At 66.9% G+C, this 21,950-nt stretch carries 24 protein-coding genes; 16 read left to right on the top strand and 8 right to left on the bottom strand.

The genetic code is table 11. The annotated features are described in order from the left end of the window. Nucleotides 1-3 precede the first annotated feature (3 nt). The 3 genes from BLQ76_RS14500 (at nucleotide 4) to BLQ76_RS14490 (ending at nucleotide 2,223) form a co-directional block, all read left to right on the top strand. On the top strand, nucleotides 4-369 hold the full coding sequence (locus tag BLQ76_RS14500; RefSeq protein WP_090674586.1) for a hypothetical protein: 366 nt from the start codon (nucleotides 4-6) through the stop codon (nucleotides 367-369). A gap of 66 nt (nucleotides 370-435) precedes the next feature. Continuing rightward, nucleotides 436-774: a Grx4 family monothiol glutaredoxin gene (gene grxD, locus BLQ76_RS14495; protein WP_090674584.1), complete on the top strand. Its 339-nt coding sequence runs from the start codon at nucleotides 436-438 to the stop codon at nucleotides 772-774. 162 nt (nucleotides 775-936) lie between these two features. Beyond that, complete coding sequence (locus tag BLQ76_RS14490) at nucleotides 937-2,223, top strand: multidrug effflux MFS transporter (protein WP_090674581.1); 1,287 nt, start codon at nucleotides 937-939, stop codon at nucleotides 2,221-2,223. A gap of 4 nt (nucleotides 2,224-2,227) precedes the next feature. Here BLQ76_RS14490 and BLQ76_RS14485 read toward each other — a convergent pair whose 3' ends face one another. From BLQ76_RS14485 to BLQ76_RS14470, 4 genes are all read right to left on the bottom strand, one after another. Next, nucleotides 2,228-3,052: an inositol monophosphatase family protein gene (locus BLQ76_RS14485; RefSeq protein ID WP_090674575.1), complete on the bottom strand. Its 825-nt coding sequence runs from the start codon at nucleotides 3,050-3,052 to the stop codon at nucleotides 2,228-2,230. Then, entirely contained in the window at nucleotides 3,049-3,930 is an 882-nt protein-coding gene (gene ttcA, locus BLQ76_RS14480) for a tRNA 2-thiocytidine(32) synthetase TtcA (RefSeq protein ID WP_090674573.1), read from the bottom strand. The genes BLQ76_RS14485 and ttcA overlap by 4 nt, the downstream gene beginning before the upstream one ends. A 104-nt stretch (nucleotides 3,931-4,034) precedes the next feature. Continuing rightward, the gene (gene rpsD, locus BLQ76_RS14475; RefSeq protein ID WP_090674571.1) at nucleotides 4,035-4,652 is read right to left on the bottom strand and encodes a 30S ribosomal protein S4; all 618 of its coding nucleotides are present in this window, start codon (nucleotides 4,650-4,652) and stop codon (nucleotides 4,035-4,037) included. A gap of 212 nt (nucleotides 4,653-4,864) precedes the next feature. Beyond that, on the bottom strand, nucleotides 4,865-5,023 hold the full coding sequence (locus tag BLQ76_RS14470) for a YqaE/Pmp3 family membrane protein (protein WP_090674570.1): 159 nt from the start codon (nucleotides 5,021-5,023) through the stop codon (nucleotides 4,865-4,867). A gap of 123 nt (nucleotides 5,024-5,146) precedes the next feature. Here BLQ76_RS14470 and BLQ76_RS14465 point away from each other — a divergent pair, with 123 nt between their 5' ends. Continuing rightward, on the top strand, nucleotides 5,147-5,659 hold the full coding sequence (locus BLQ76_RS14465; protein ID WP_090674567.1) for a hypothetical protein: 513 nt from the start codon (nucleotides 5,147-5,149) through the stop codon (nucleotides 5,657-5,659). 7 nt (nucleotides 5,660-5,666) lie between these two features. Here the strand turns inward: BLQ76_RS14465 and murI are convergent, their stop codons facing one another. The 3 genes from murI to BLQ76_RS14450 form a co-directional block, all read right to left on the bottom strand. Continuing rightward, the gene (gene murI / locus BLQ76_RS14460) at nucleotides 5,667-6,458 is read right to left on the bottom strand and encodes a glutamate racemase (protein WP_090674565.1); all 792 of its coding nucleotides are present in this window, start codon (nucleotides 6,456-6,458) and stop codon (nucleotides 5,667-5,669) included. Further along, complete coding sequence (locus BLQ76_RS14455; protein ID WP_090674837.1) at nucleotides 6,455-7,228, bottom strand: RNA methyltransferase; 774 nt, start codon at nucleotides 7,226-7,228, stop codon at nucleotides 6,455-6,457. The genes murI and BLQ76_RS14455 overlap by 4 nt, the downstream gene beginning before the upstream one ends. A gap of 66 nt (nucleotides 7,229-7,294) precedes the next feature. Further along, a complete protein-coding gene (locus BLQ76_RS14450) occupies nucleotides 7,295-8,275 on the bottom strand; it encodes an aldo/keto reductase (protein ID WP_090674562.1) in 981 nt (326 codons plus the stop codon). 149 nt (nucleotides 8,276-8,424) lie between these two features. Between BLQ76_RS14450 and BLQ76_RS14445 the strand changes: the two genes are divergently transcribed. Genes BLQ76_RS14445 through fba form a run of 3 tightly spaced genes read left to right on the top strand, consistent with a single transcriptional unit; the run spans nucleotide 8,425 to nucleotide 11,390 of the window. Beyond that, entirely contained in the window at nucleotides 8,425-9,513 is a 1,089-nt protein-coding gene (locus BLQ76_RS14445) for a DUF4432 family protein (RefSeq protein ID WP_170842602.1), read from the top strand. Nucleotides 9,514-9,537: 24 nt separating this feature from the next. After that, a complete protein-coding gene (locus tag BLQ76_RS14440) occupies nucleotides 9,538-10,305 on the top strand; it encodes a triose-phosphate isomerase (RefSeq protein WP_090674558.1) in 768 nt (255 codons plus the stop codon). 26 nt (nucleotides 10,306-10,331) lie between these two features. Beyond that, complete coding sequence (gene fba / locus BLQ76_RS14435) at nucleotides 10,332-11,390, top strand: class II fructose-bisphosphate aldolase (protein ID WP_090674556.1); 1,059 nt, start codon at nucleotides 10,332-10,334, stop codon at nucleotides 11,388-11,390. A 4-nt stretch (nucleotides 11,391-11,394) separates the two neighbouring features. Here the strand turns inward: fba and BLQ76_RS14430 are convergent, their stop codons facing one another. Next, nucleotides 11,395-13,479 carry an NAD(+) synthase gene (locus tag BLQ76_RS14430; protein ID WP_090674554.1) on the bottom strand — a complete coding sequence of 695 codons (2,085 nt, stop codon included), beginning with the start codon at nucleotides 13,477-13,479 and terminating at the stop codon, nucleotides 11,395-11,397. 113 nt (nucleotides 13,480-13,592) lie between these two features. Between BLQ76_RS14430 and BLQ76_RS14425 the strand changes: the two genes are divergently transcribed. From BLQ76_RS14425 to BLQ76_RS14385, 9 genes are all read left to right on the top strand, one after another. Further along, complete coding sequence (locus BLQ76_RS14425) at nucleotides 13,593-14,138, top strand: hypothetical protein (protein WP_090674552.1); 546 nt, start codon at nucleotides 13,593-13,595, stop codon at nucleotides 14,136-14,138. Between the two features lie 179 nt (nucleotides 14,139-14,317). Further along, a complete protein-coding gene (locus tag BLQ76_RS14420) occupies nucleotides 14,318-15,121 on the top strand; it encodes a transglutaminase-like domain-containing protein (RefSeq protein WP_090674550.1) in 804 nt (267 codons plus the stop codon). 70 nt (nucleotides 15,122-15,191) lie between these two features. Continuing rightward, a complete protein-coding gene (locus BLQ76_RS14415) occupies nucleotides 15,192-15,980 on the top strand; it encodes a DeoR/GlpR family DNA-binding transcription regulator (RefSeq protein ID WP_090674547.1) in 789 nt (262 codons plus the stop codon). An 83-nt stretch (nucleotides 15,981-16,063) separates the two neighbouring features. Further along, nucleotides 16,064-17,572, top strand: a complete 1,509-nt coding sequence (gene glpD / locus BLQ76_RS14410) for a glycerol-3-phosphate dehydrogenase (RefSeq protein WP_090674544.1) — start codon at nucleotides 16,064-16,066, stop codon at nucleotides 17,570-17,572. Nucleotides 17,573-17,631: 59 nt separating this feature from the next. Further along, the gene (locus BLQ76_RS14405) at nucleotides 17,632-18,714 is read left to right on the top strand and encodes an ABC transporter ATP-binding protein (protein ID WP_090674542.1); all 1,083 of its coding nucleotides are present in this window, start codon (nucleotides 17,632-17,634) and stop codon (nucleotides 18,712-18,714) included. Nucleotides 18,715-18,727: 13 nt separating this feature from the next. After that, nucleotides 18,728-19,810: an ABC transporter ATP-binding protein gene (locus BLQ76_RS14400; protein ID WP_090674539.1), complete on the top strand. Its 1,083-nt coding sequence runs from the start codon at nucleotides 18,728-18,730 to the stop codon at nucleotides 19,808-19,810. Between the two features lie 6 nt (nucleotides 19,811-19,816). Further along, nucleotides 19,817-20,704, top strand: coding sequence for a carbohydrate ABC transporter permease (locus BLQ76_RS14395; protein ID WP_090674537.1), 888 nt, complete (start codon nucleotides 19,817-19,819; stop codon nucleotides 20,702-20,704). Between the two features lie 95 nt (nucleotides 20,705-20,799). Beyond that, complete coding sequence (locus BLQ76_RS14390; protein ID WP_090674835.1) at nucleotides 20,800-21,612, top strand: carbohydrate ABC transporter permease; 813 nt, start codon at nucleotides 20,800-20,802, stop codon at nucleotides 21,610-21,612. Continuing rightward, a complete protein-coding gene (locus BLQ76_RS14385) occupies nucleotides 21,612-21,893 on the top strand; it encodes a DUF2160 domain-containing protein (RefSeq protein ID WP_090674534.1) in 282 nt (93 codons plus the stop codon). The genes BLQ76_RS14390 and BLQ76_RS14385 overlap by 1 nt, the downstream gene beginning before the upstream one ends. Nucleotides 21,894-21,950 lie beyond the last annotated feature (57 nt).

The following is a 21,950-nucleotide window of genomic DNA, read 5'->3' as shown; positions in this document are numbered from 1 at the left end:
GGCGTGGTGTCGGACTCCCTGCCGGACCTCAAGATCGCGAGCCATACGCTCGGCCTTCTGCGCGGCATCGACCAGCGCCAGCGGCAGATGATGGAGTTGATCCTTCGCCAGCAGGACCTCATCAACCGTCTGGAGCGCGATCTGCGCGACGGCTTCGCGCTGATCGATCGCGACCTGCGCGACGGTCTCTCCCGGTCGGATCGCGACCTGAAGGAGATCAAGAGCGACATCGTGCTGCTGGAAAGTCGCATCTCGCAGGAGATCGCGGATCTGCGCGACCGCGAACAACGCCTCGACGATCACGAGGAATGGCTTTCGCGACTGGAAACCGGTTCAGCGAACGGGCCGTCCAACGGGAGTGCCCTTTAAATCCGGCGTTCAAGACCGTATGTGGGATGGAGCTTTCCCGCATGGCGACTAGAAGCAGGGCCCATCATGAGCGGCATCATCGACTGGATCGACAACGAGGTGAAGACCAACGATATCGTGGTCTTCATGAAGGGCACGCCCGACTTCCCGCAATGCGGTTTCTCGGGTCAGGTGGTCCAGATTCTCAACTACCTTGGCGTGCCGTACAAGGGCGTCAACGTCCTGTCGTCGGACGAGCTGCGTACGGGCATCAAGGAATACGGCTCCTGGCCGACCATTCCCCAGGTCTACGTGAAGGGTGAGTTCGTCGGCGGCTGCGATATCCTGCGCGAGATGTTCCAGGCCGGCGAACTGCAGGATTTCCTGAGCGAGAAGGGCATCGCGGCACCGGCGCCGGCGAACTAGCCTCTCGTTCCTCTTTGTATCTCCGAAGGCCCGCTCGAAACCCGAGCGGGCCTTCTGCGTTTGGGACCACAGCGCGAACCCATGGCCTGCGAATTGTCAGGTACCCTTTGTTTCTGTCGCGCCGCGGTATAAGAAGGCCGCATCCTTCAGGAAGACCGTCTTATGCCGAACGTCCAGACCGGATCGCGCACGCTTCCCTATTGGGAACTCGTCACCCTGATCGCCTGCATCATGGCGCTCAACGCCGCCGCGATCGACGTCTTTATCCCCGCTCTCTCGAACATCTCGCAGTCGCTGCAACTCAGCGACCCCAACCGTGCGCCGTTCGTCATCACGGCCTACGTGCTCGGATTCGGCGCGGCGCAGATCGTCTACGGTACGTTGTCGGACCGCTTCGGACGGCGTCCCGTGTTGCTGATCGGGCTTGCGATCTACGTGGCCGCGTCGCTGGCGGCGGTCTTCTCGCCGACATTCGGCGTGCTTTTGTTCTGGCGTGCGGTTCAGGGCATCGGTGCGGCCGCGACCCGTGTCATCGCGGTCTCGATCGTTCGCGACTGCTTCGGCGGCGCCCGCATGGCCAGCGTCATGTCGTTGATCATGATGATCTTCATGGTCATCCCGGTGATCGCGCCCAACCTCGGGCAGCTGATCCTCCTGTTCGGCAACTGGCGTGAGATCTTCTACGCGATCGCCGCGTTCGGGACGCTGGTGACGCTCTGGACCTATTTCCGGCTGCCGGAGACGCAGCATCCGGAAGACCGCCTGCCGCTGACGGTCTCACGGGTCGCCGGCGCCTTCCGAACCGTGGTCACCAACCGCGTCGCGTTCTCCTACTCCTTCGGCACGATGCTGATGCTGGGCGTGCTCTTCGCCTTCATCAACCAGGCCGAGCAGGTCTACGCGCACACCTATGCGCTGGGTCCCGCCTTCACGCTCTACTTCTCGGCTGGCGCCATCTTCATGGCCTTCGCCTCGTTCTCGAACTCGCGCCTGGTGCAGCGCTTCGGCATGCGCCGGCTTTCGCATGGCGCCCTGGTTCTCTACGCGGCCTTGAGCAGCCTTCATCTCGTGATCGCGCTGGCGTCCGGCGGGGTGCCGCCGTTTGCGATCTTCATGCCGATGACGATCCTGACGCTGTGCATGTTCGGCTTCGTCGGCACGAACTTCAACGCGCTCGCGATGGACCCGTTGGGCCACGTCGCCGGTACGGCCTCGTCGGTGCTCGGCTTCATGCAGACGCTTGGCGGTGGCCTGATCGGCGCGACGATCGGCTACTTCTACGACGGGACGCTGATCCCGCTTCTGACGGGCTACGTCGTCCTCTCGCTGCTGTCGATCGGCTGCGTCCTGATCGCGGAGCGCGGCCAGCTCTTCCGGCGCGAACTCGCACCCGCCAAGGCAGGCGCGCCCGCGGTTCCCGTTGCGGCTGCCGCTTCCCCTGCGGAATAAGGCGTCAGGCGATATTCGGACCGAGAAGCGCGCGCATGGCAGCCCAGCTCTCGGCGTCCGGCGCGGTCAGCAAACCGCCCGCGACGTCGCTCGGCAGATAACGTCCGCCATCCAGCCTGCGCACGTATCCCCCGGCCTCCTCGACAAGGAGCGTGCCGGCGAGGTGATCCCAAGGCATGAGCTTCAGGTAGAACTGGAAGTGGATATGGCCTGACGCCATGAGCCGATATTCCTGCGCCGCCGTGCGGTAGTTCGCCAGGATGCGGAGCTCGGCCATTCGCGTCAGCACGTCCCGGCGCTGCGGCAGCGGAAGATAGCTCGTGCTGGCGACGGCGATGGAGTCGGTCAACGGCTGCGCCGATGCGACACGGAGGCGTTCGCGCTCGCCGTCGGGGCGAACCAGGAAGGCGCCGGCGCCGCGTTCCGCGATCATTGCGTCGTCGCCGAGCGGATCGTAGATGACGCCAGCCACCGTCTCGTTTCCGCGCACCACGGCCGCCATCATTCCGAACATGGGCGCGCCAGCGGCGAAGTTCGCGGTGCCGTCGATCGGGTCGACCACGATGGCCATCTCGGCATGCCGGATACGCGTCAGAAGCCCGGGATCGGCCGCCACGCCTTCCTCGCCGACGAACACCGCCGCCGGTTGCGAACGGGCACAGGCCGCCTGGATGAAACGCTCGGCGGCCTCGTCGGCCTCGGTCACAAGGTCGATGGCCGAGGTCTTTTCGCGCACGTCGCCTTGGGCAAGACGACGGAAGCGCGGTAGCACCTCAGATCTGGCGGCTTCGCGAAGCGTCTGGAACAGGAAGTCGGCGATGTCGCTCACAGGGCATCCGATCGAGGCTCGAGGCTGCGGAAGTCGAAGAGGCTGGTGTCGAGAAGGTGGCCCGGCCGCACGTTGGCGAGAGCGCGGGCGATCGTGTCGCGTCGCCCAGGGAAGCGCTGCTCCATGTCGGCGATCAGCGTCTTCAAAGCGCCGCGTTGCAGCCCCTCCTGACTGCCGCACAGGTCGCAGGGAATGATCGGGAAGCGCATCGCCGCCGAGAAGCGCGCGATGTCGGCTTCCGCGCATTGGATCAGCGGGCGAAGCACGAGAAGGTCGCCCTCGTCGTTCACCAGCTTCGCTGGCATGGCCGACAGCTTGCCGCCGAAGAACATGTTGAGGAAGAAGGTCTCGAGGCTGTCGTCGAGGTGGTGACCGAGCACCAGCGCCTCGCAGCCCTCCTCGCGCGCGATGCGATAAAGGTTGCCGCGACGAAGGCGCGAGCAGAGCGCGCAGGTCGTCGCGCCCTCCGGCACCTTCTCCTTCACCACCGAATAGGTATCGCGGTACTCGATCCGGTGGGCGATGCCGTGGCGTGTGAGGAACTCGGGCAGAATGTGCTTCGGGAAGCCCGGCTGTCCTTGGTCGAGGTTGCAGGCCAGAAGATCGACCGGCAAGAGCCCGCGCCAACGCAGGTCGAGCAGGAGAGCGAGCAGCGCGTAGGAGTCCTTGCCGCCGGAGATTCCAACCAGCCATCGCGCGCCGGGACGCGCCATCGCGTGGGTCTCGATCGTCTCACGCATCTGGCGCAGGAGACGCTTGCGTCCCTTCTTGAAGGAGACGCTCGCCGGCGCGTCCGCGAAGATCGGATGACTTCCGCCGGGTTCCTCGGCGGGAGCCGCCTCGAACGCGGCGGCCGCGGACTCGTCCTGATCGAGCATGGCGATTTCCCTCAGATCGGCTTCGCTTAACGCGGCGGGCCGAAAAACGAAAGGCCGCCCGAAGGGGCGGCCTTTCGCGAATGCGAGGCGATCCGGCTGAGGGATCAGCGCGAGTAGAACTCGACCACCAGGTTCGGCTCCATGACGACCGGATACGGAACGTCGGAGAGACCGGGAACGCGCTGAAGGGTCGCGACCATCTTGGAGTGGTCGACCTCGATGTAGTCCGGCACGTCGCGCTCGGCGAGCTGGGTCGCCTCGATGAGCACGGTCAGCTGCTTGGACTTCTGGCGGACCTCGATCACGTCGCCCTGCTTGCAGCGGTACGAACCGATGTTGGTCCGCACGCCGTTGACGCTGACGTGGCCGTGGTTGACGAACTGGCGGGCGGCGAAGATCGTCGCAACGAACTTCGCACGGTATACGATCGCGTCGAGGCGCGACTCGAGCAGACCGATCAGGTTCTCCGAGGTATCACCGCGACGACGGGCGGCTTCCTCGTAGGTCTTGCGGAACTGCTTCTCGGAGATGTCTCCGTAGTAGCCCTTGAGCTTCTGCTTGGCGCGCAGCTGCGTGCCGAAGTCGCTCATCTTGCCCTTGCGGCGCTGGCCATGCTGGCCCGGGCCGTACTGACGGCGGTTCACCGGGGACTTCGGGCGTCCCCAGATGTTCTCGCCCATACGGCGATCGATCTTGTACTTGGAAGCTTCGCGCTTCGACATCGCATTTCCCAAACGGTTGGCGGGCCAGCCCGGCGGATCCGGGGGCCCTTCGAGGAAACGCGCCCTCCTCTGCCCGCATGGAGCGGACTGACAGGACCACGGGCCGGCGATAGGCCACGGCGATCCACGGGACACGTAAAACGGCGGAACTCGCATTCCGCCGTTGCGTGTCGGTTAAGTGACAGGGCCGCCGAAGTCAAGCCGGCGGAAGTTTACCGCCGGGCGATCACCCAGACCGCATGAACGATACCCGGAATGTAGCCCAGCAGCGTCAGGATGATGTTGATCCAGAAGTGCTTGCCCAGGCCCACCTCCATGAACACGCCGAGCGGCGGCAAGATGATGGCGATGATGATCTTGATCAGGTCCATGAGGCATCCGCTGGAAACAGTGTCGCAGCGCATCGAACGAAACGGCGGCAGAGCCGTTCCCGAAGCCGAGCACACATTCGCCGGAGCGGCCGGACGCGTCGCATCCGCCATGAGGACGATCCGATGCGCCTGATCCCCACTGCCCTGATCGCTGCCGCTTTGCCCTTGGTCCTGGCAGGACCCAGCCACGCCGACACCAACTTCCTGTCCCGCTTCGAGGGGTCCTACAGCGGCTCGGGCACCGTGCAGCGGGAGCAGGACTCGTCACCGCGCAACGTCACGTGCCGCGTGACCGGCCGAACGCCGTCGAGCAACGACATCGAGATCGCAGGAAGCTGCCGCGCCGCGGTCATCGTCACACGTCAGATCGGCGCCTCGATCCGGTATGACCCCGACAGCCAGCGCTTCTCCGGCACCTATACCGGCGCCAGCCGGGGGCCGGCGCAACTGCGCAACGGTCGCCTGCAGGGCTCGACGCTGGTGTTCGATCTCGTCTATCCGCAGGTCGTTCATGGCGACCGCAATGCGGTGATGCGCATCACCAACAGCGGCAATGGCCAGTTCACGATGCAGGTGACTGATCAGGTCGACGGAAAGCCGCAGCAGACCTCGAACGTCACCCTGTCGCGCGGTTGATCGACCCTCAGGGCGTCTCGCACGAGAGGCCGAACCCATGGATCAGGCGGCGCGTCGGGTAGTCCGGTGCGCCCCCTGTGAAGACCGCCCGGTCGAAGCCCTCGGGCAGCGTCGAGGGTCGATCGGGCAGGAAGCGCGCCGCCTGACGGGCGATCGCCTCGGCGGGGTCGAGCCAGTCGACCGGCCAGGGCGCGACCTTCCGGAAGGCGTTGGCGAGAAACGGGTAGTGCGTGCAGGCGAGCGCGACGATATCGGTGCGCCGACCATCGCGCTCGCGAAAGCACGGCGCGATCTCGGCTTCGATCTCGTCGAGATCGATCCGCTCCCCTCGAATGTGCGATTCGGCCAACGTCGCAAGTCGCTGCGAGCCGACCAGTGCCACGTCCTTGCCTTGCGCAAACTCCGATACCAGGGCGCGCGTGTAGTCACGCTTCACGGTTCCCGGCGTGGCGAGCACGCTGACGAGGCCGGAGCGCGAGCGCTCGGCAGCCGGCTTCACGGCCGGTACGGTGCCGACGAAAGGCAGGCTGAAACGAGCGCGCAGCGCCGGAAGCACGAGCGTCGAGGCCGTGTTGCAGGCGATCACGGCCAGAAGCGGCCGATGATCCGCGACGAGGGTCTCGAACAGCGCGACGATCCGGTCGCGCAGTGCTGCCTCTTCCCAGCCGCCGTAGGGAAAGCCCGCGTCGTCGGCGACATAAAGGAAGCGTCGGTCGGGCATCACGGTGCGCAGCTCGCGCAGGACGCTGAGACCGCCGATGCCGGAATCGAAGACGAGGATCGGCGGCTCCGCGCTCATTCCTCCGCCCCGGCTCGCCCCATGCTCCGCTCGAAGGTGCGCACGACACCCCGCAGGGTCCGCACCTCGCCTTCCGAGAAACCGGGCCGCGTCAGCATTCCGCGCAGGATGTGAATCATCGCCTCGCGCTTGGCCGGTGGATGAAAGTAGTTCGCCTTGTCGAGCGCGCCTTCGAGATGATCGAACAGGCGGTAAAGTTCGTCCTTCTCGGCGGGAACCTGCTCGGGCGCCTGGAAGCGTGGAGCCGTCTCCCCGGTCGTGTTCATCCACTCGTAGCTCATCAGAAGCACGGCCTGGGCGAGATTGAGCGAGGCGAAGGCCGGGTTCACCGGAAAGGTCACGATCGTATCGGCGAGATCGACCTCGTGGTTCTCCAGACCGGTCCGCTCGCGCCCGAAGAGAATACCGGCGCCCTGCCCCACATCGATGCGCGCGCGAAGCGCTGCGGCCGCGTCACGCGGTCCGAGCACGGTCTTGTGGGAATCGCGCGCCCGCGCCGTGGTCGCGAGAAGAAAGGTGAGATCGGCCGCGGCCTCCTCGATCGTGTCGAAGAGGCGCGCCGCCTCGATCACGTGGTCCGCACGAGACGCGGCGGCGACCGCCCGCTCGTTCGGCCAGCCGTCGCGCGGGTTGACGAGACGAAGGTCCGACAGGCCGAAATTGGCCATGGCGCGAGCCACCATGCCGATGTTCTCGCCGAGCTGCGGCTCGACGAGGATGATGGCCGGTCCCCCGCGCATGATCTCGCCCGTTCGGTTCGTTCCCGCCACCACCGCCTCGTCCCTGAGTTTCGAAAGGAGAGCGGCTTAGCGCAAGGCGCGCCGCCCCGCAAAGCCTCAGGAGAAGCCGACGACGGCGTGGGGAACATAAGGGGCTTCGAGTTCCCGGATCTCATCGGGCGTCAGCTTGATCGCGAGCGCGGCGACCGCGTCGTCGAGGTGATGCGGCTTGGTGGCTCCGACGATCGGTGCCGTGATGCCTGGCACCTGGAGGACCCAGGCGAGCGCGACCTGAGCCCGTGGCACACCCCGCGCCTTCGCGATCTCGGCCACCGCCTCGACGACGCGCCGGTCCGCCTCGGCCGTGTGCTCGTAGAGCGTCCGCCCGAACGTGTCGCTCTGCGAGCGTTCGCTCGTCTCGTCCCAGTCACGCGTCAGGCGGCCTCGCGCGAGCGGGCTCCAGGGGATGACGCCGATCCCTTCCTCGCGGCAGAGCGGCAGCATCTCGCGCTCCTCCTCGCGATACAGAAGGTTGACGTAGTTCTGCATCGTGGCGAAGCGCGCCCAACCCTCGCGGTCGGAGACGGCCAGCGCCTTGGCGAACTGGGTGGCGCGCATCGAGGACGCGCCGATATGGAGCGCCTTGCCCGCCGCCACGACGTCGTTCAGCGCCTCCAGCGTCTCCTCGATCGGCACGGTCGGGTCCCAGCGGTGGATCTGGTAGAGGTCGACATAGTCCGTGCCGAGTCGCGTCAGGCTCGCGTCGATCTCGGCCATGATGTGCTTGCGCGACAGACCCGCACCGTTGGGGCCCGGCCGCATACGCCCGTGGACCTTGGTCGCGATCACGATCTCGTCACGCCGCGCGAAGTCGCGAAGGGCCCGGCCGACGATCTCCTCGCTCGTGCCGTCGGAATAGACGTTGGCCGTGTCGAAGAAGTTGATGCCGAGCTCCACCGCCTTTTGGATGAAGGGCCGGCTCTCCTCTTCCGGCAACGTCCAGGGATGGTTGCCGCGATCGGGTGTGCCGTAGCTCATGCAACCGAGGCAGAGGCGGGAGACGTCGAGGCCGGTGCGGCCGAGCTTCACGATATCCATGGGGATCGCATCCTGTGGCGGGCGCCCGAAACCGGCGCACGGCGGCAAAAACTAAGGCTTTCTTCGCGTTCGTCATCCCATGCCGCGCGCGTTGCCCGCCGCGCCGCTTGCGCCTATGTGCGGAGGCGAAACACCGCATGGGGGAGCGGATGGGGATTCGCATCGACCTGACGGAGGCGATGTTCGGCGAAACCGAACGCCGGCTTTGCGCCTTCGAGGGCATCAGCGTCACCACGTTCCGCTACGCGAGCGGCGTCGCCGGGCTGCGGATCGGAACGCGCCGCGGCGAGGTCGTGATCCTGCCGTTTCGCGGCCAGCAGATCTGGCGCGCGCGCTTCGACGGGCGCGAATTCGCCATGCGGTCCATGTTCGACGAGCCCGCGCGCTCGACGACCTATCTCGAGACCTACGGCGCCTTTCTGATCCATTGCGGGCTGACGGGCATCGGCGCGCCCGAGGCCGGCGATAGCCACCCGCTGCACGGCGAGCTGCCAAGCGCCCCGTTCGAGGATGCCTGGCTCGACCTCGATGAGGCGGCGGGCCGCGTCACGCTCGGCGGCGTGTTCCGCTATGCCGTTGCGTTCTCGACGCGATACACGCTGACGGCCACACTCGGCATCGGCCGTGACGAGACGCTGATCGACTGCCATCTGCGGCTACGCAACGACAAGCGCACGCCGATGGAGGTTCTCTACCTCGCCCACATCAACTTCCGCCCCTCGGACGGCGCGACCCTGCACTACACGGCGCCCTACACGCCGGAGGCGGTTCGCGTCCGCCGCAGCATCCCGGCCCATGTGCGGGCCGGTCCCGGCTACGCGGAGTTCCTGGAGGCGCTCGCCGCGGACCCGACGCTCCATCACCGGTTGGAGCCCGGTCTCGGCTTCGATCCGGAGGTCGTCTTCGCGATCGATGCCGTGGCCGACGAGGCGGGCTGGGCACACGCCGTGCAGCGACACGCCGACGGCTCGGCCGACTACGTGGCGCACCGGCCCGACCAGGCGCCGCGCCTCAACCGCTGGATCTGCCGCACGCCCGACCAGGACGCGATCGGCTTCTCCTTTCCCTCCACCTCCTCGACACTCGGACGCCGCAACGAGGTGGAAGCCGGGCGCTTCGTGCCGCTCGACGGCGAGCGGGAATGGCATCTCGACATGCGCTTTGGACGACTGTCCGCCGACGAGGCGGACCGCCGGATCGAGGCGATCGACAGGCTCATGGGCCGGACCACCGGCTGAACACGCAAGAGTTAAGGACGACGGATGCAAAAGCGCCCCTGGATCGGCACCAGCTGGAAGATGAACAAGACGCTGGCCGAGGCCGACCGTTTCGTCGCGACGCTCAAGGCATCCGACTACACGCACTGCGAGGAGGCGCAGCTCTTCGTTATCCCGCCCTTCACCGCGCTTCACCGCGTGGCGGATGCGCTGAACGAAACCGACATCATCGTCGGCGCGCAGAACGCCCACTGGAAGGATGCCGGCGCCTGGACCGGTGAGATTTCCCCGGTCCAGGTCAAGGACTGCGGCGCGAGCCTCGTCGAGATCGGACATTCCGAACGGCGCGAGCACTTCGGCGAGACCGACGAGACCGTGGGCCTTAAGGTCGCCGCCGCCGTGCGGCATGGCATGACGGCGCTGGTCTGCATCGGCGACACGCGCGAGGAATACGAGAGCGGGCGCACCGCCGAGGCGCTGGCGCGCCAGACCGAGGCCGCCGTGGCCCATGTCGACTGGAGCCGGCCCGCCCAGGTCCTCATCGCCTACGAGCCGGTCTGGTCGATCGGGGAAGGAGGCACCCCCGCCGATCCGGACTTCGCCAACGAACAGCACGTGCTCGTGAAGCGCCTCCTGCGCGAGCGGCTCGGCGCCGCCCTGCCCGTCCTCTACGGCGGCAGCGTCAATCCCGGCAACGCCGTGGAACTCGCGCGGCAAGCCGAGATTGACGGCCTCTTCATCGGTCGCTCCGCCTGGCAGGCCGAAGGCTATCTCGGCATCGTCACCGACGTCATCGCAGCGCTGCGCACGTAACGCCCCTCCCGGAAAGACAAAGCTCCATGGCCCTGATCACGCTTCGCCAGCTTCTCGACCATGCCGCCGAGCATGGCTACGGGGTGCCCGCCTTCAACATCAACAACATGGAGCAGGGTCTCGCGATCCTGGCTGCCGCAGCCCAGACCGACGCGCCCGTCATCCTGCAGGCAAGCCGGGGCGCGCGCGCCTACGCCAACGACCTGATCCTCGCGCGCCTGATCGAGGGGCTCGCCGAGATGCACCCCGACATCCCGCTCTGCATGCACCTCGACCACGGCAACAACGAAGCCACCTGCATCACCGCGATCCAGCACGGCTTCACCTCGGTGATGATGGACGGCTCGCTGAAGGAGGACGGCACGTCGCTGGCCGACTACGCCTACAACGCCGGCGTCACGCGTCGCGTCGCGGACATGGCCCATTGGTGCGGCGCCTCGGTGGAGGGCGAGATCGGCGTTCTCGGCTCGCTGGAGACCGGCGGCGGCGAGCAGGAGGACGGGCACGGCTTCGAGGGCACGCTCAGCCACGACCAGTTGCTTACAGACCCGGACGAGGCGGCGCGCTTCGTGGCCGACACGCATGTCGACGCGCTGGCGGTCGCAATGGGCACGAGCCACGGCGCCTACAAGTTCTCGCGCAAGCCCGATGGCGACGTGCTCGCGATGAACGTCATCGAGGCGATCCACCAGAAGCTGCCGAACACGCATCTCGTCATGCACGGCTCCTCGTCGGTGCCGGAAGACCTGCAGGAGATCGTCAATCGCTACGGCGGCGAGATCAAGCCGACCTGGGGCGTGCCCGTGGAGGAGATCCAGCGCGGCATCCGCCACGGCGTGCGCAAGATCAACATCGATACGGACTGCCGCCTCGCCATGACGGGTGCGATCCGCAAGGTGTTCTCGGAGAAGCCCGAGGAGTTCGATCCGCGCAAGTATCTCGGCCCCGCCATGGCGGCGGTGACGAAGCTCGCCGCCCAGCGCTTCGAGGAGTTCGGCACCGCCGGTCACGCCTCGTCGATCAAGCCGATCGCGCTCGCCGACATGGCGAAGCGCTATCGCTCGGGATCGCTCAAGACGGCCTGATGCCTCACGCCTCCGGCGCGTCGCGCCGGAGGCTCTCCAGCCAGGCGTTCGCCGTGTTGTCGGAGGGCGCCCGCCAGTCGCCGCGTGGGCTGAGCGCCCCGCCCGCCGAAACCTTCGGGCCGTTCGGGATGGCGGTGCGCTTGAACTGGCTGGTCTGGAAGAAGCGGAACAGGAAGCGCTCCAGCCAGAGGCGGATCGTCGCCAAATCGTACTGGCGGCGCTTCGCGTCCGGCATGTGCGCCGGCCAGACGCCGGCCGCCGCATCCCGCCATGCGTGCCATGCCATGAACAGCACCTTGGCCGGCGGCTGGCCGTAGCGCAGCGTGTGGAACAGGAAAAAGTCGTTGAGCTCGTAAGGGCCGATCTTCGACTCCGTCGACTGGATCAGGCCGTCCGCTCCCGCCGGCACGAGTTCGGGCGAGATCTCGGTTTCGAGGATCGCGGTGAGGATGCGGCCCGTCGCGTCGTCGAACTGCCCGCTCGCCACGGTCCAGCGGATGAGATGCTGAATCAGCGTCTTCGGCACACCCGCATTGACGGCGTAGTGGCTCATCTGATCCCCGACGCCATAGGTGCACCATCCGAGCGCCAGTTCCGACAGGTCGCCCGTACCGATCACGAAGGCGCCGCGCTGGTTGGCGAGGCGGAAGAGATAGTCCGTACGAAGACCCGCCTGCACGTTCTCGAAGGTGATGTCGTAGATCGGCTCGTCGTTCGAGAACGGGTGCTCCATGTCGCGCAGCATCTGGCGCGCGGCGGGGCGGATATCGATCTCCCCGGCTTCGGCACCGATCGCGCGCATGAGGGCCCAGGCGTTCGCCTTGGTGCTCTCGCCCGTGGCGAAGCCGGGCATGGTCCAGGCGAGGATCGAGGAGCGCGGCAGCCCGAGCCGGTCGCAGACCTTGGCGGCGACGATCAGGGCATGGGTCGAGTCCAATCCGCCCGAGACGCCGATCACCATCTTGTCGCCGGGCGTCGCAAGGAAACGTCGCTCCAGTGCGTGGACCTGGATCTCGAAGGCCTCGTAGCAGTCCTGGTCGAGATGGTGCGGGTTGTTGGGCACGAAGGGAAAGCGACGCTGCGGACGACGCAGTCCCTCGTCGGCGAAGACCGGCTCGTGCGGGAAGCGGACGCGCCGGAAGCGTGTCTCGGGGTGCCCCTCGGCGGCGGCCGCATCGTTGAAGGTCGGCGTGCGCATCCGCTCGAGGCGCAGCCGGCCGAGATCGACGTCGGCAACGACGAGCTGCGGCTCGCGCGAGAAGCGCTGCCCCTCCGCCAGAAGGTCGCCGGCCTCGTAGATCATGCCCTGCCCGTCCCAGGACATGTCGTTCGTGCTCTCGCCCGCGCCCGCCGCCGAATAAAGATAAGCGGCAATGCAGCGGGAGGCCTGCGAGGCGCAGAGGAGATGCCGCTCGGCTGCCTTGCCGACGAGGATATTGGAGGCCGACAGGTTGCAGAGCACGAGCGCGCCGGCAAGCGCACCGCGCGTCGAGGGTGGCAGCGGTGCCCAGAAGTCCTCGCAGACCTCGGCATGGAAGACGAAGTCCGCCAGATCGTCGGCCTCGAACAGGAGGTCGGTGCCGAACGGTGCCTCGCGGCCCGCGACGTGGATCGTGCCCCCGGCCGGCACGCCGGCACCGGCGGCGAACCAGCGCTTCTCGTAGTACTCGCGGTAGTTCGGCAGGAAGCTCTTCGGCACGACGCCCAGCACCTGGCCGCGCGCCAAGACGACGGCGCAGTTGTACAGCCGGCCGTTGCGCCGAAGCGGCGCGCCCACGAGCAGCACCGTGCGAAGCGCGGCCGTGTCCTCGATGAGTTGCGTCAGCGCTCGCTCAACGCCTTCGAGGAGCGCGTCCTGCAGATGCAGGTCGTCGATCGCGTAGCCCGACAGCGAGAGTTCCGGCAGGACCAGGAGATCGACGCCCTCGCCCGCTGCGCGCCGCGCGAGGTCGGCGATGGCTTGGCCATTCCGCGCGGGGTCGGCGCTCGCGACAACGGGCGTGCCCGTTCCCACTCGCAGGAAGCCGTGCGCGCGAGCCGAGGCGAAGCGGTCGGCGACGGGGTCGAGGGTATTGGGTTCGGTCGGCATGGTGCGGCGGTCCCGTCGGGTTGGGCCAGAGCTTCATAGAACGACCGCATCCCGGATGAAACGGTCCGGCCCGGCTGCGCGTTCGCACCGATCACGTTCGAAGGGAACACGCGATGGGCGAGACGATCGAGACGCTGGGCATGCGCCATGGGTTCAGCCGAGAGGCCGTGTCGGTTCTGGCCGACGCCCTGCGGCGCGGCGGCGGTACGCAGGCCCAGTTCAGCCACCCCGAGCTGGGCGGCATGGGGCAGTGGTCCAAGGGCGGCATGATCATGATCGGCGCCATGAACGACCATGGTCTCAAGGCGCGGGTCGCGGCTCTTGCGCAGGATCTCTCCGGGCAAGACCTCGGCAACGCCACGGCTCCCGACGATCGTGGCGATCGTGGCGATCGGGACGGAAGGGAACCACCGCACGCCTCTTGGTGGCCCAGCGATCTTGGCCGTGCCTCCTCCACCGGCGAGCAGAACGGCGTACGCTATGCGGTCTTTCCAGATACGCGGCGTCTCGCTATCGAGCGGGACGGCCGGACGACGGTCTACGACACGGGCGATCATGAGATCGTCGGTGCCGCCCAGTCGCAAGGTCACGACACCCGGCTCCGGCTCTCGTCGCGGAACGGCAACCTCGATATCGAAAGCCTTCCGGTCGTAAGGTAACGGTTGGAAGCGCGCCCAACGGCGCTCGGAGTCGGATCGCCGAGCGGTCTGCTCCGACTTTGCCTTCCCGCGCGGCAGGTTGCGGAATCTTTGCGCAACACTTTGCGCGCGATCGACCTTGGCCCCTCCAATCCGCCCTTATATCACTGGCGGGTATCGGTGGTCGGAGTGAGACGGGCATGAAGATTCGCGCAGGCTTCACGCTCGGCTACGACTGCTTCCAGCCGACGCCCATGCTGCTGGTCCTGAATATTCATCCGACGCGGCGCGTCGATCTTCTGACCGATCAAGTCCTGTCCTTCGACCGACCCATCGAGTCGTGGAACTATGTCGACGGGTTTGGCAACAGCTGCACCCGCATCGTCGCACCGCCCGGTCGCACGACGATCTCGACCGAGTTCGACATCTATGACACCGGCCTGCCGGACGTGACCAACTGGGACGCGCAGCAGCACGAGATTCAGGACCTGCCCGACGACGTGCTCGTCTATCTGCTCGGCAGTCGTTACTGCGATACCGACAAGCTGGCCGACTTCGCCTGGGGTCAGTTCGGCCACCTCGCCAAGGGTTGGGGCCTCGTTCAGGCGATCTGCGACTTCGCGCATGCGCGCATCGCGTTCAACTACCAGAACGCGCGCTCGACGCGCTCGGCCCATGACGGCTTCACGGAAATGACGGGCGTCTGCCGGGACTTCGCGCACCTTGCCATCACGCTCTGCCGCTGCATGAATATCCCGGCGCGCTATTGCACCGGCTATCTCGGCGATATCGGCGTGCCGAAGGTGCCCGATCCGATGGACTTCAGCGCCTGGTTCCAGGTCTATCTCGGGGGCCACTGGTACACGTTCGATGCGCGGCACAACAAACCGCGCATCGGTCGGATCCTCATGGCGACCGGGCGCGACGCGACCGACGTCGCCCTGTCCACGAACTTCGGCCCGGCCAACCTGTCCCACTTCGAGGTGGTGACCGACGAGATCTGACCGCCGAACTTTCGCTTTCGGCGGCAGCGGTTTCGTTTTACGGTTCCGCGCGTTTCTGGGGGAGGAACGCGTGACGACCGATCGGCAAACCGACATCCTCGCCATCGCGCGACGGCAGGGGCGCGTCCTCGTGGACGACCTGGCGCAGCGCTTCGAGGTCAGCGTTCAGACCATCCGCAAGGATCTCAACGAGCTTTGCGAGGCGCGGCTTCTGCAGCGTGTGCATGGCGGCGCGATGCTTGGCTCCGGCGTGGAGAACGTCGACTACGAGGCGCGACGCGCCATGGCCGCCTCGGAAAAGGCGCTGATCGGTCGCGCGGCGGCCGACCTCGTACCGGACGGCTCGTCGCTCTTCATCAATATCGGCACGACGACGGAAGCCGTAGCGCATGCGCTGCTGCGCCATTCGGGGCTCCTCGTCATCACCAACAACATCAACGTCGCCAATGTGATGCGGCCGTATCCTGAGATCGAGGTGATCGTGGCGGGTGGCGTGCTGCGCCGCTCCGACGGCGGCATCGTCGGCGAGGCGGCGACCGACTTCATCCGGCAGTTCAAGGTCGATCACGCGGTGATCGGCGTCTCCGCGATCGACGCGGACGGATCCCTCCTCGACTTCGACTATCGCGAGGTCCGCGTGGCACAGGCCATCATGGCCAACGCCCGGCACGTCATTCTCGTGTCGGACCGCTCGAAGTTCGATCGCGGCGCGCCGGTCCGGGTCGGCCACCTCTCGCAGATCCAGACCTTCGTCACCGACCACGTGCCGAACGACGACTTTCGTCGCCTGTGCCGGGAGACCGGAACGCGGTTGATCGAGACGGCGCCGGCCGAGCTGCCGACGCCCGAGCGCGTTTGACTTTCGTTTCTGTTTCGCCTTAACTCATATCGGTTTCGCAATGCAGCCGGATTCGCTGCACTGCGAAAGTCTCGGGGGAGGCTATGCGAGACGTCGATCTGTTCGTGATCGGTGGTGGCATCAACGGTTGCGGCATCGCGCGCGATGCAGCCGGCCGAGGCTATAGCGTGGCTCTGGCCGAGATGAAGGATCTCGGCAGCGGGACCTCGTCTTGGTCCACCAAGCTCATCCATGGCGGCCTGCGTTATCTCGAGCATTACGAATTCCGGCTCGTGCGCGAGGCGCTGATGGAGCGCGAGGTGCTCTGGCGTATCGCACCGCACGTGATCCGCCCGCTGCGCTTCGTCCTGCCGTTGCACAAGGGCTTGCGCCCGGCCTGGCTCCTGCGCACCGGCCTCTTTCTCTACGATCATCTCGGCGGCCGGAAGGAACTGGCCGCAACGCGCAGCGTCGACCTGACCACGGGCCCGCTCGCAGGCCCCCTCAAACCGGAATTCCGGCGCGGCTTCGAATATTCGGATGCGCGCGTCGACGACACGCGATTCGTGGTGCTCAACGCACTGGATGCGCAAGATCGCGGCGCCGAGATCCTGGTGCGCAGCGAGGTGAGCGAGGCGCGCCGCGAGGGTGATCGCTGGCACATCACGGTGCGATCGCGCGAGACCGGCGCGGTCTCGCACTACCGCTGCCGCTTCCTCGTGAACGCGGCGGGCCCCTGGGTCGACCGCGTTCTCGGCGGCGCGATGGGGTCGAACTCGGCGCGCAACATCCGTCTCGTGCAGGGCTCCCACATCGTCACGCGCAAGCTCTACGAGCACGACCGCGCCTATATCTTCCAGAATGCGGACGGGCGGATCATCTTCGCCATCCCCTACGAGGACGAGTTCACGCTGGTCGGCACGACCGACCGCGACTTCGAGGGCGATCCGGCGGCGGCCGCGATCACCCCGGAGGAAACCGACTACCTCCTGAAGGCCGCATCGGAGTACTTCGCCAAGCCCCTCGTCGAGAGCGACATCGTCTGGAGCTTCTCTGGCGTGCGCCCGCTCTACGACGATCACGCGACAAAGGCGCAGGAAGCGACGCGCGACTACGTCCTTCGCGTTGACGGTGAGGCCGGACAGGCGCCGGTCCTCAACATCTTCGGCGGAAAGATCACGACCTTCCGCAAGCTGGCCGAGGACGCCGTCGCACAGATCGGCGAGCGGATCGGTACGCGCGGGGCTGCCTGGACCGGCAAGGCCGCGCTTCCCGGCGGCGACTTCGCGACGGATGGCGCAGGCGCGCTGGAAGCGCGGCTCCGTGCCGCCGTCCCGACGCTGAGCGAGCGGACCGCGCGGCGCATGGTGCGCGCTTACGGCACGCGGGCGCTCACAATCGTCCAAGGCGGTCAGCTCGGCGACGACCTCGGTCACGGCCTCCGCGAGGCCGAGCTCGATTACCTGATCGACCACGAATGGGCCCGCAGCGCGGAGGACGTCCTGTGGCGCCGCTCGAAGCTCGGCCTGCACTTCACGAAGGCCGAGGCGGAACGACTCGATCAACGGATCGCCGAGCGACTGGAATTGCGACGGGGCGTGGCGGCGCAGTAGCGTCGGCGCGTCGGGGAGAACGACAAGGGTTGGCGCCTGAGCGGCGCCGGGAGGAGCCCATGCTGCAGTTGGAGAAGGTCGGCAAGACCGTCGGCCGCGACGTGCACGTCGCGGACGTGGACCTGCGCCTCGAGCGCGGCTCGCTGAACGTGCTGCTCGGCCCGACGCTGAGCGGCAAGACGACGCTGATGCGACTGATGGCCGGGCTCGACAGGCCGACCGAAGGCCGCATCCTGATGGACGGCCAGGACGTGACCGGTGTGCCGGTCGCCAAGCGCAACGTCGCGATGGTCTACCAGCAGTTCATCAACTACCCCGCGATGACGGTGCGCGAGAACATCGCCTCCCCGCTGCGCGTGGCCGGCAAGCCATCTGCCAAGATCGAAGAGGCCGTCGCGCGCGCCGCCAAGTTGATGAAGCTTGAACCCTATCTCGATCGCACGCCGCTCAACCTGTCGGGCGGCCAGCAGCAGCGCACGGCGCTGGCGCGGGCGATCGTCAAGGGCGCCGACCTCGTGCTGCTCGACGAGCCGCTCGCCAATCTCGACTACAAGCTGCGCGAGGAACTGCGCGAGGAACTGCCGCGCATCTTCGCCGCATCCGGCGCGATCTTCGTCTACGCCACGACCGAGCCGACCGAGGCGCTGCTGCTCGGCGGCAACACGGCGACGCTTCGCGAAGGGCGCATCACGCAGTTCGGGCCGACGCCCGCCGTCTACCGCACGCCCGCCGACCTCGCGACCGCGCGCATCGTGTCCGACCCCCCGCTCAACGTCCTGCCCTTCGAGGTGCAGAACGGAGGGGTGACGGGCTCGAACGGCCTCACGCTGCCGCAGGGTTTCGGCACCGGTCTCGCGCCCGGCCGCTACCAGCTCGGCATTCGCGCGCACAAGCTGCGTCTGGGCGACACCGAACCGGCTGCGGGAACGCTGGCCGCCGCCGTCCTGACCTCGGAGGTGACAGGCTCGCAGACCTTCGTCCATGCCGATGGCGGCGGGGCGCGGCTGGTGGCGCTCCTGCCGGGCGTGCGCCGCGTGGAGCGGGGCGAGGCACTTCGCTTCACCTTCGATTTAGCCTCGCTTCTCGTCTTCGATGCCGATGGGCGACGCGTCGATCATTCCACCCTGCCGCTCGCGGCCTGACCGGAGGTTCCCGATGGCTCGCATCCGGCTCGACCGCATCCGACACGCCTACACGCCCGAACTGGCCGCGCGCGGCAGTTTCGCGCTGCGCGGTGTCGACCACACGTTCGACGACGGCGGCGCCTACGCGCTGCTCGGCCCCTCGGGCTGTGGGAAGACGACGCTCCTCAACATCATGTCGGGCCTCGTCACGCCGAGCGAGGGACGCGTCCTCTTCGACGATGCGGACGTGACGCACCGCTCGACCGAGGCGCGCAACATCGCCCAGGTCTTCCAGTTCCCGGTCATCTACGACACGATGACCGTGGCCGAGAATCTCGCCTTCCCCTTGCGCAATCGGGGCGTCTCTGCGGCCGAGATCAAGCGGCACGTCCCGGAGATGCTGGAGCGCCTCGGGCTGGTGGCGGAGGCGAACCGCAAGGCGCGCGGTCTGACCGCCGACCAGAAGCAGAAGATCTCGCTGGGACGCGGTCTCATCCGCTCCGACGTCTCGGCCATCCTCTTCGACGAGCCGCTGACGGTGATCGATCCGCATATGAAGTGGATCCTGCGCTCGCAGCTGAAAGAACTCCACCGCGAGTTCCGCACCACGATGATCTACGTCACGCACGACCAGACCGAGGCGCTGACCTTCGCCGAGAAGGTCATGGTCATGTACGACGGCGAGGTCGTTCAGATCGGTACGCCCGAGGAGTTGTTCGAGCGGCCGCGCCACACGTTCGTCGGCTACTTCATCGGCTCGCCCGGCATGAACGTCCTCCCCTGCCGCATTGAGGGCGACGAGGCGGACCTCGGCGCCGGTCGTATCAGGCTGCCGTCGCCGCCGGCCAGCCGGCCGCAGGGGAAGCTGGAGCTCGGCATCCGCCCTGAGTTCGTGCGCGTGGTGCCCTCCGGCTCGCCGGGCGCGGTGCCGGTGACGATCGACAAGGTCGAGGATATCGGGTCCGAGCGCATCGTGCGCGCGCGCATCGGCGGCGAGAAGCTGGCGGCAGTCGTGGCCGAGGACGCCGCGCTTCCCGCGGACGCGGCCGTTCTCTTCGAACCCGGTGCCCTCAACCTCTATGCCGACTCCTGGCTGGTCGGCGGAAGGACCTGACGCGCGATGGAAAAGACCTGGAACAACCGGGCCTGGTTCATGGTCCTGCCGGTGCTGCTCTTGGTCGCCTTCTCGGCGGTGATCCCGTTGATGACGGTGGTCAACTACTCCGTGCAGGATACGTTCGGGCAGAACGAGTTCTTCTGGGCGGGGACGGAGTGGTTCACGGAGGTGCTGGAATCGCAGCGTTTCCACGATGCGCTTTGGCGCAATCTCGTCTTCTCCGGAATCATCCTGGCGATCGAGGTTCCACTCGGCATCCTCGTCGCGCTCGCCATGCCCAAGAAGGGTATCTGGGTGCCGGTCTGCCTCGTCCTGATGGCGCTGCCGCTCCTCATCCCGTGGAACGTCGTGGGTACGATTTGGCAGGTCTTCGGGCGCACCGACATCGGCCTGCTCGGCCACACGCTGGCGGCACTGGGGCTCGACTACAACTACGTGCAGGACCCGCTCGACGCCTGGATCACCATCATCGTGATGGACGTCTGGCACTGGACGAGCCTCGTCGTGCTCCTGTGCTACGCCGGCCTCGTGTCGATCCCCGACGCCTACTACCAGGCCGCCAAGATCGACGGCGCCTCGCGCTGGGCCGTGTTCCGCTACATTCAGCTACCGAAAATGGGGCGCGTGCTGCTGATCGCCGTGCTCCTGCGCTTCATGGATAGCTTCATGATCTACACCGAACCCTTCGTGCTGACGGGCGGCGGTCCCGGCAACTCAACCACCTTCCTGTCGATCGATCTCGTGAAGATGGCGGTGGGCCAGTTCGACCTCGGCCCGGCGGCTGCCATGAGCCTCGTCTACTTCCTGATCATCCTTCTCCTGTCCTGGGTCTTCTACACCGTGATGACGAATGCGGGCACCGACAGGCCGCGCCGGGGAGATGCCGCATGAGCACGACCACCGCACCGCGGCTCGTGGAAGCGCCGGGCGCCGGGCCGATCCCGCCCGCGCTCCATTCCGAGGACGCGCTGAAGGCCCGCTCGAGGATGGCCTCGGGCCGCTTCCGGCCCAAGGCCCTGATCCCGGCCCTCTACATCCTGTTCCTGCTGCTGCCGATCTACTGGCTCGTCAACATGAGCTTCAAGACGAACCAGGAGATCGTCGGAACCTTCACGCTCTGGCCGAGCGACCCAACGATCGCGAACTACCGCACGATCTTCACCGACCCGTCCTGGTACATGGGCTACGTCAACTCGATCATCTATGTCGTTTTGAACATGGTGATCTCGGTCGCGGTGGCGCTGCCGGCGGCCTATGCCTTCTCTCGCTACCGGTTCCTGGGCGACAAGCACCTGTTCTTTTGGCTTCTGACGAACCGCATGGCCCCGCCGGCGGTCTTCGCCCTGCCCTTCTTTCAGCTCTACTCCGCGTTCGGGCTGATCGACACGCATATTGCCGTGGCGTTGGCCCATTGCCTCTTCAACGTGCCGCTGGCGGTGTGGATTCTCGAAGGCTTCATGTCCGGCGTGCCGAAGGAGATCGACGAGACGGCCTATATCGACGGCTACTCGTTCCCGCGCTTCTTCTTCCGCATCTTCATGCCGCTGATCGCAAGCGGCATCGGTGTCGCGGCCTTCTTCTGCTTCATGTTCTCGTGGGTCGAACTCCTGATCGCCCGCACGCTGACGGTCACCGACGCCAAGCCCATCTCGGCCATCATGACGCGCACGGTCTCGGCGTCCGGCATGGACTGGGGTGTGCTCGCGGCCGCCGGCGTCCTCACCATCATTCCAGGCGCGATCGTGATCTGGTTCGTGCGCAACTACATCGCCAAGGGCTTCGCCCTGGGGAGGGTCTGATGAGCTTCGCCTGGATGGCCTGGACCTGGCCGACCGCCCTCTTCTTCGTGGTGATCGCGGCGCTGATCGGGCTGATGGGAGCATGGGAGATCGCCTCGCCCGGCGGCGGCCCGCGCTTCGGCATCCTGCGCTTCGAGACGACGCGGGGCGATCGGCTCTTCGTCTCGCTGCTCGGCTCTGCCTTCATCTGCTTGGCTTGGCTGGGTCTCGTCGACGCGCCGCTGTGGTGGGCGCTCGGCGTCTGCGCGATCTACGCCCTTTTCGTCTTTCGCTTCGTCTGAGCGGCGCGTTCGGACGGGCATCGGCATACCCTCGCGCGTCACCGGTCGCGCGGTCGG

The sequence above is a fragment of the Aureimonas jatrophae genome, assembly GCF_900104035.1.
GTDB lineage: Bacteria > Pseudomonadota > Alphaproteobacteria > Rhizobiales > Rhizobiaceae > Aureimonas > Aureimonas jatrophae.
Note: the sequence above shows the minus strand (reverse complement) of the source record. Positions and strands in the feature narration are given on the sequence as shown.

Bases quoted from the DNA above. Each gene is read 5' to 3' on its own strand.
- grxD (WP_090674584.1), top strand. From the start codon at position 436: ATGAGCGGCATCATCGACTGGATCGACAACGAGGTGAAGACCAACGAT.
- BLQ76_RS14490 (WP_090674581.1), top strand. From the start codon at position 937: ATGCCGAACGTCCAGACCGGATCGCGCACGCTTCCCTATTGGGAACTC.
- ttcA (WP_090674573.1), bottom strand. From the start codon at position 3,930: ATGCTCGATCAGGACGAGTCCGCGGCCGCCGCGTTCGAGGCGGCTCCC.
- rpsD (WP_090674571.1), bottom strand. From the start codon at position 4,652: ATGTCGAAGCGCGAAGCTTCCAAGTACAAGATCGATCGCCGTATGGGC.
- BLQ76_RS14470 (WP_090674570.1), bottom strand. From the start codon at position 5,023: ATGGACCTGATCAAGATCATCATCGCCATCATCTTGCCGCCGCTCGGC.
- BLQ76_RS14465 (WP_090674567.1), top strand. From the start codon at position 5,147: ATGCGCCTGATCCCCACTGCCCTGATCGCTGCCGCTTTGCCCTTGGTC.
- murI (WP_090674565.1), bottom strand. From the start codon at position 6,458: ATGAGCGCGGAGCCGCCGATCCTCGTCTTCGATTCCGGCATCGGCGGT.
- BLQ76_RS14450 (WP_090674562.1), bottom strand. From the start codon at position 8,275: ATGGATATCGTGAAGCTCGGCCGCACCGGCCTCGACGTCTCCCGCCTC.
- BLQ76_RS14445 (WP_170842602.1), top strand. From the start codon at position 8,425: ATGGGGATTCGCATCGACCTGACGGAGGCGATGTTCGGCGAAACCGAA.
- BLQ76_RS14440 (WP_090674558.1), top strand. From the start codon at position 9,538: ATGCAAAAGCGCCCCTGGATCGGCACCAGCTGGAAGATGAACAAGACG.
- fba (WP_090674556.1), top strand. From the start codon at position 10,332: ATGGCCCTGATCACGCTTCGCCAGCTTCTCGACCATGCCGCCGAGCAT.
- BLQ76_RS14430 (WP_090674554.1), bottom strand. From the start codon at position 13,479: ATGCCGACCGAACCCAATACCCTCGACCCCGTCGCCGACCGCTTCGCC.
- BLQ76_RS14425 (WP_090674552.1), top strand. From the start codon at position 13,593: ATGGGCGAGACGATCGAGACGCTGGGCATGCGCCATGGGTTCAGCCGA.
- BLQ76_RS14420 (WP_090674550.1), top strand. From the start codon at position 14,318: ATGAAGATTCGCGCAGGCTTCACGCTCGGCTACGACTGCTTCCAGCCG.
- glpD (WP_090674544.1), top strand. From the start codon at position 16,064: ATGCGAGACGTCGATCTGTTCGTGATCGGTGGTGGCATCAACGGTTGC.
- BLQ76_RS14405 (WP_090674542.1), top strand. From the start codon at position 17,632: ATGCTGCAGTTGGAGAAGGTCGGCAAGACCGTCGGCCGCGACGTGCAC.
- BLQ76_RS14400 (WP_090674539.1), top strand. From the start codon at position 18,728: ATGGCTCGCATCCGGCTCGACCGCATCCGACACGCCTACACGCCCGAA.
- BLQ76_RS14395 (WP_090674537.1), top strand. From the start codon at position 19,817: ATGGAAAAGACCTGGAACAACCGGGCCTGGTTCATGGTCCTGCCGGTG.
- BLQ76_RS14390 (WP_090674835.1), top strand. From the start codon at position 20,800: ATGGCCTCGGGCCGCTTCCGGCCCAAGGCCCTGATCCCGGCCCTCTAC.
- BLQ76_RS14385 (WP_090674534.1), top strand. From the start codon at position 21,612: ATGAGCTTCGCCTGGATGGCCTGGACCTGGCCGACCGCCCTCTTCTTC.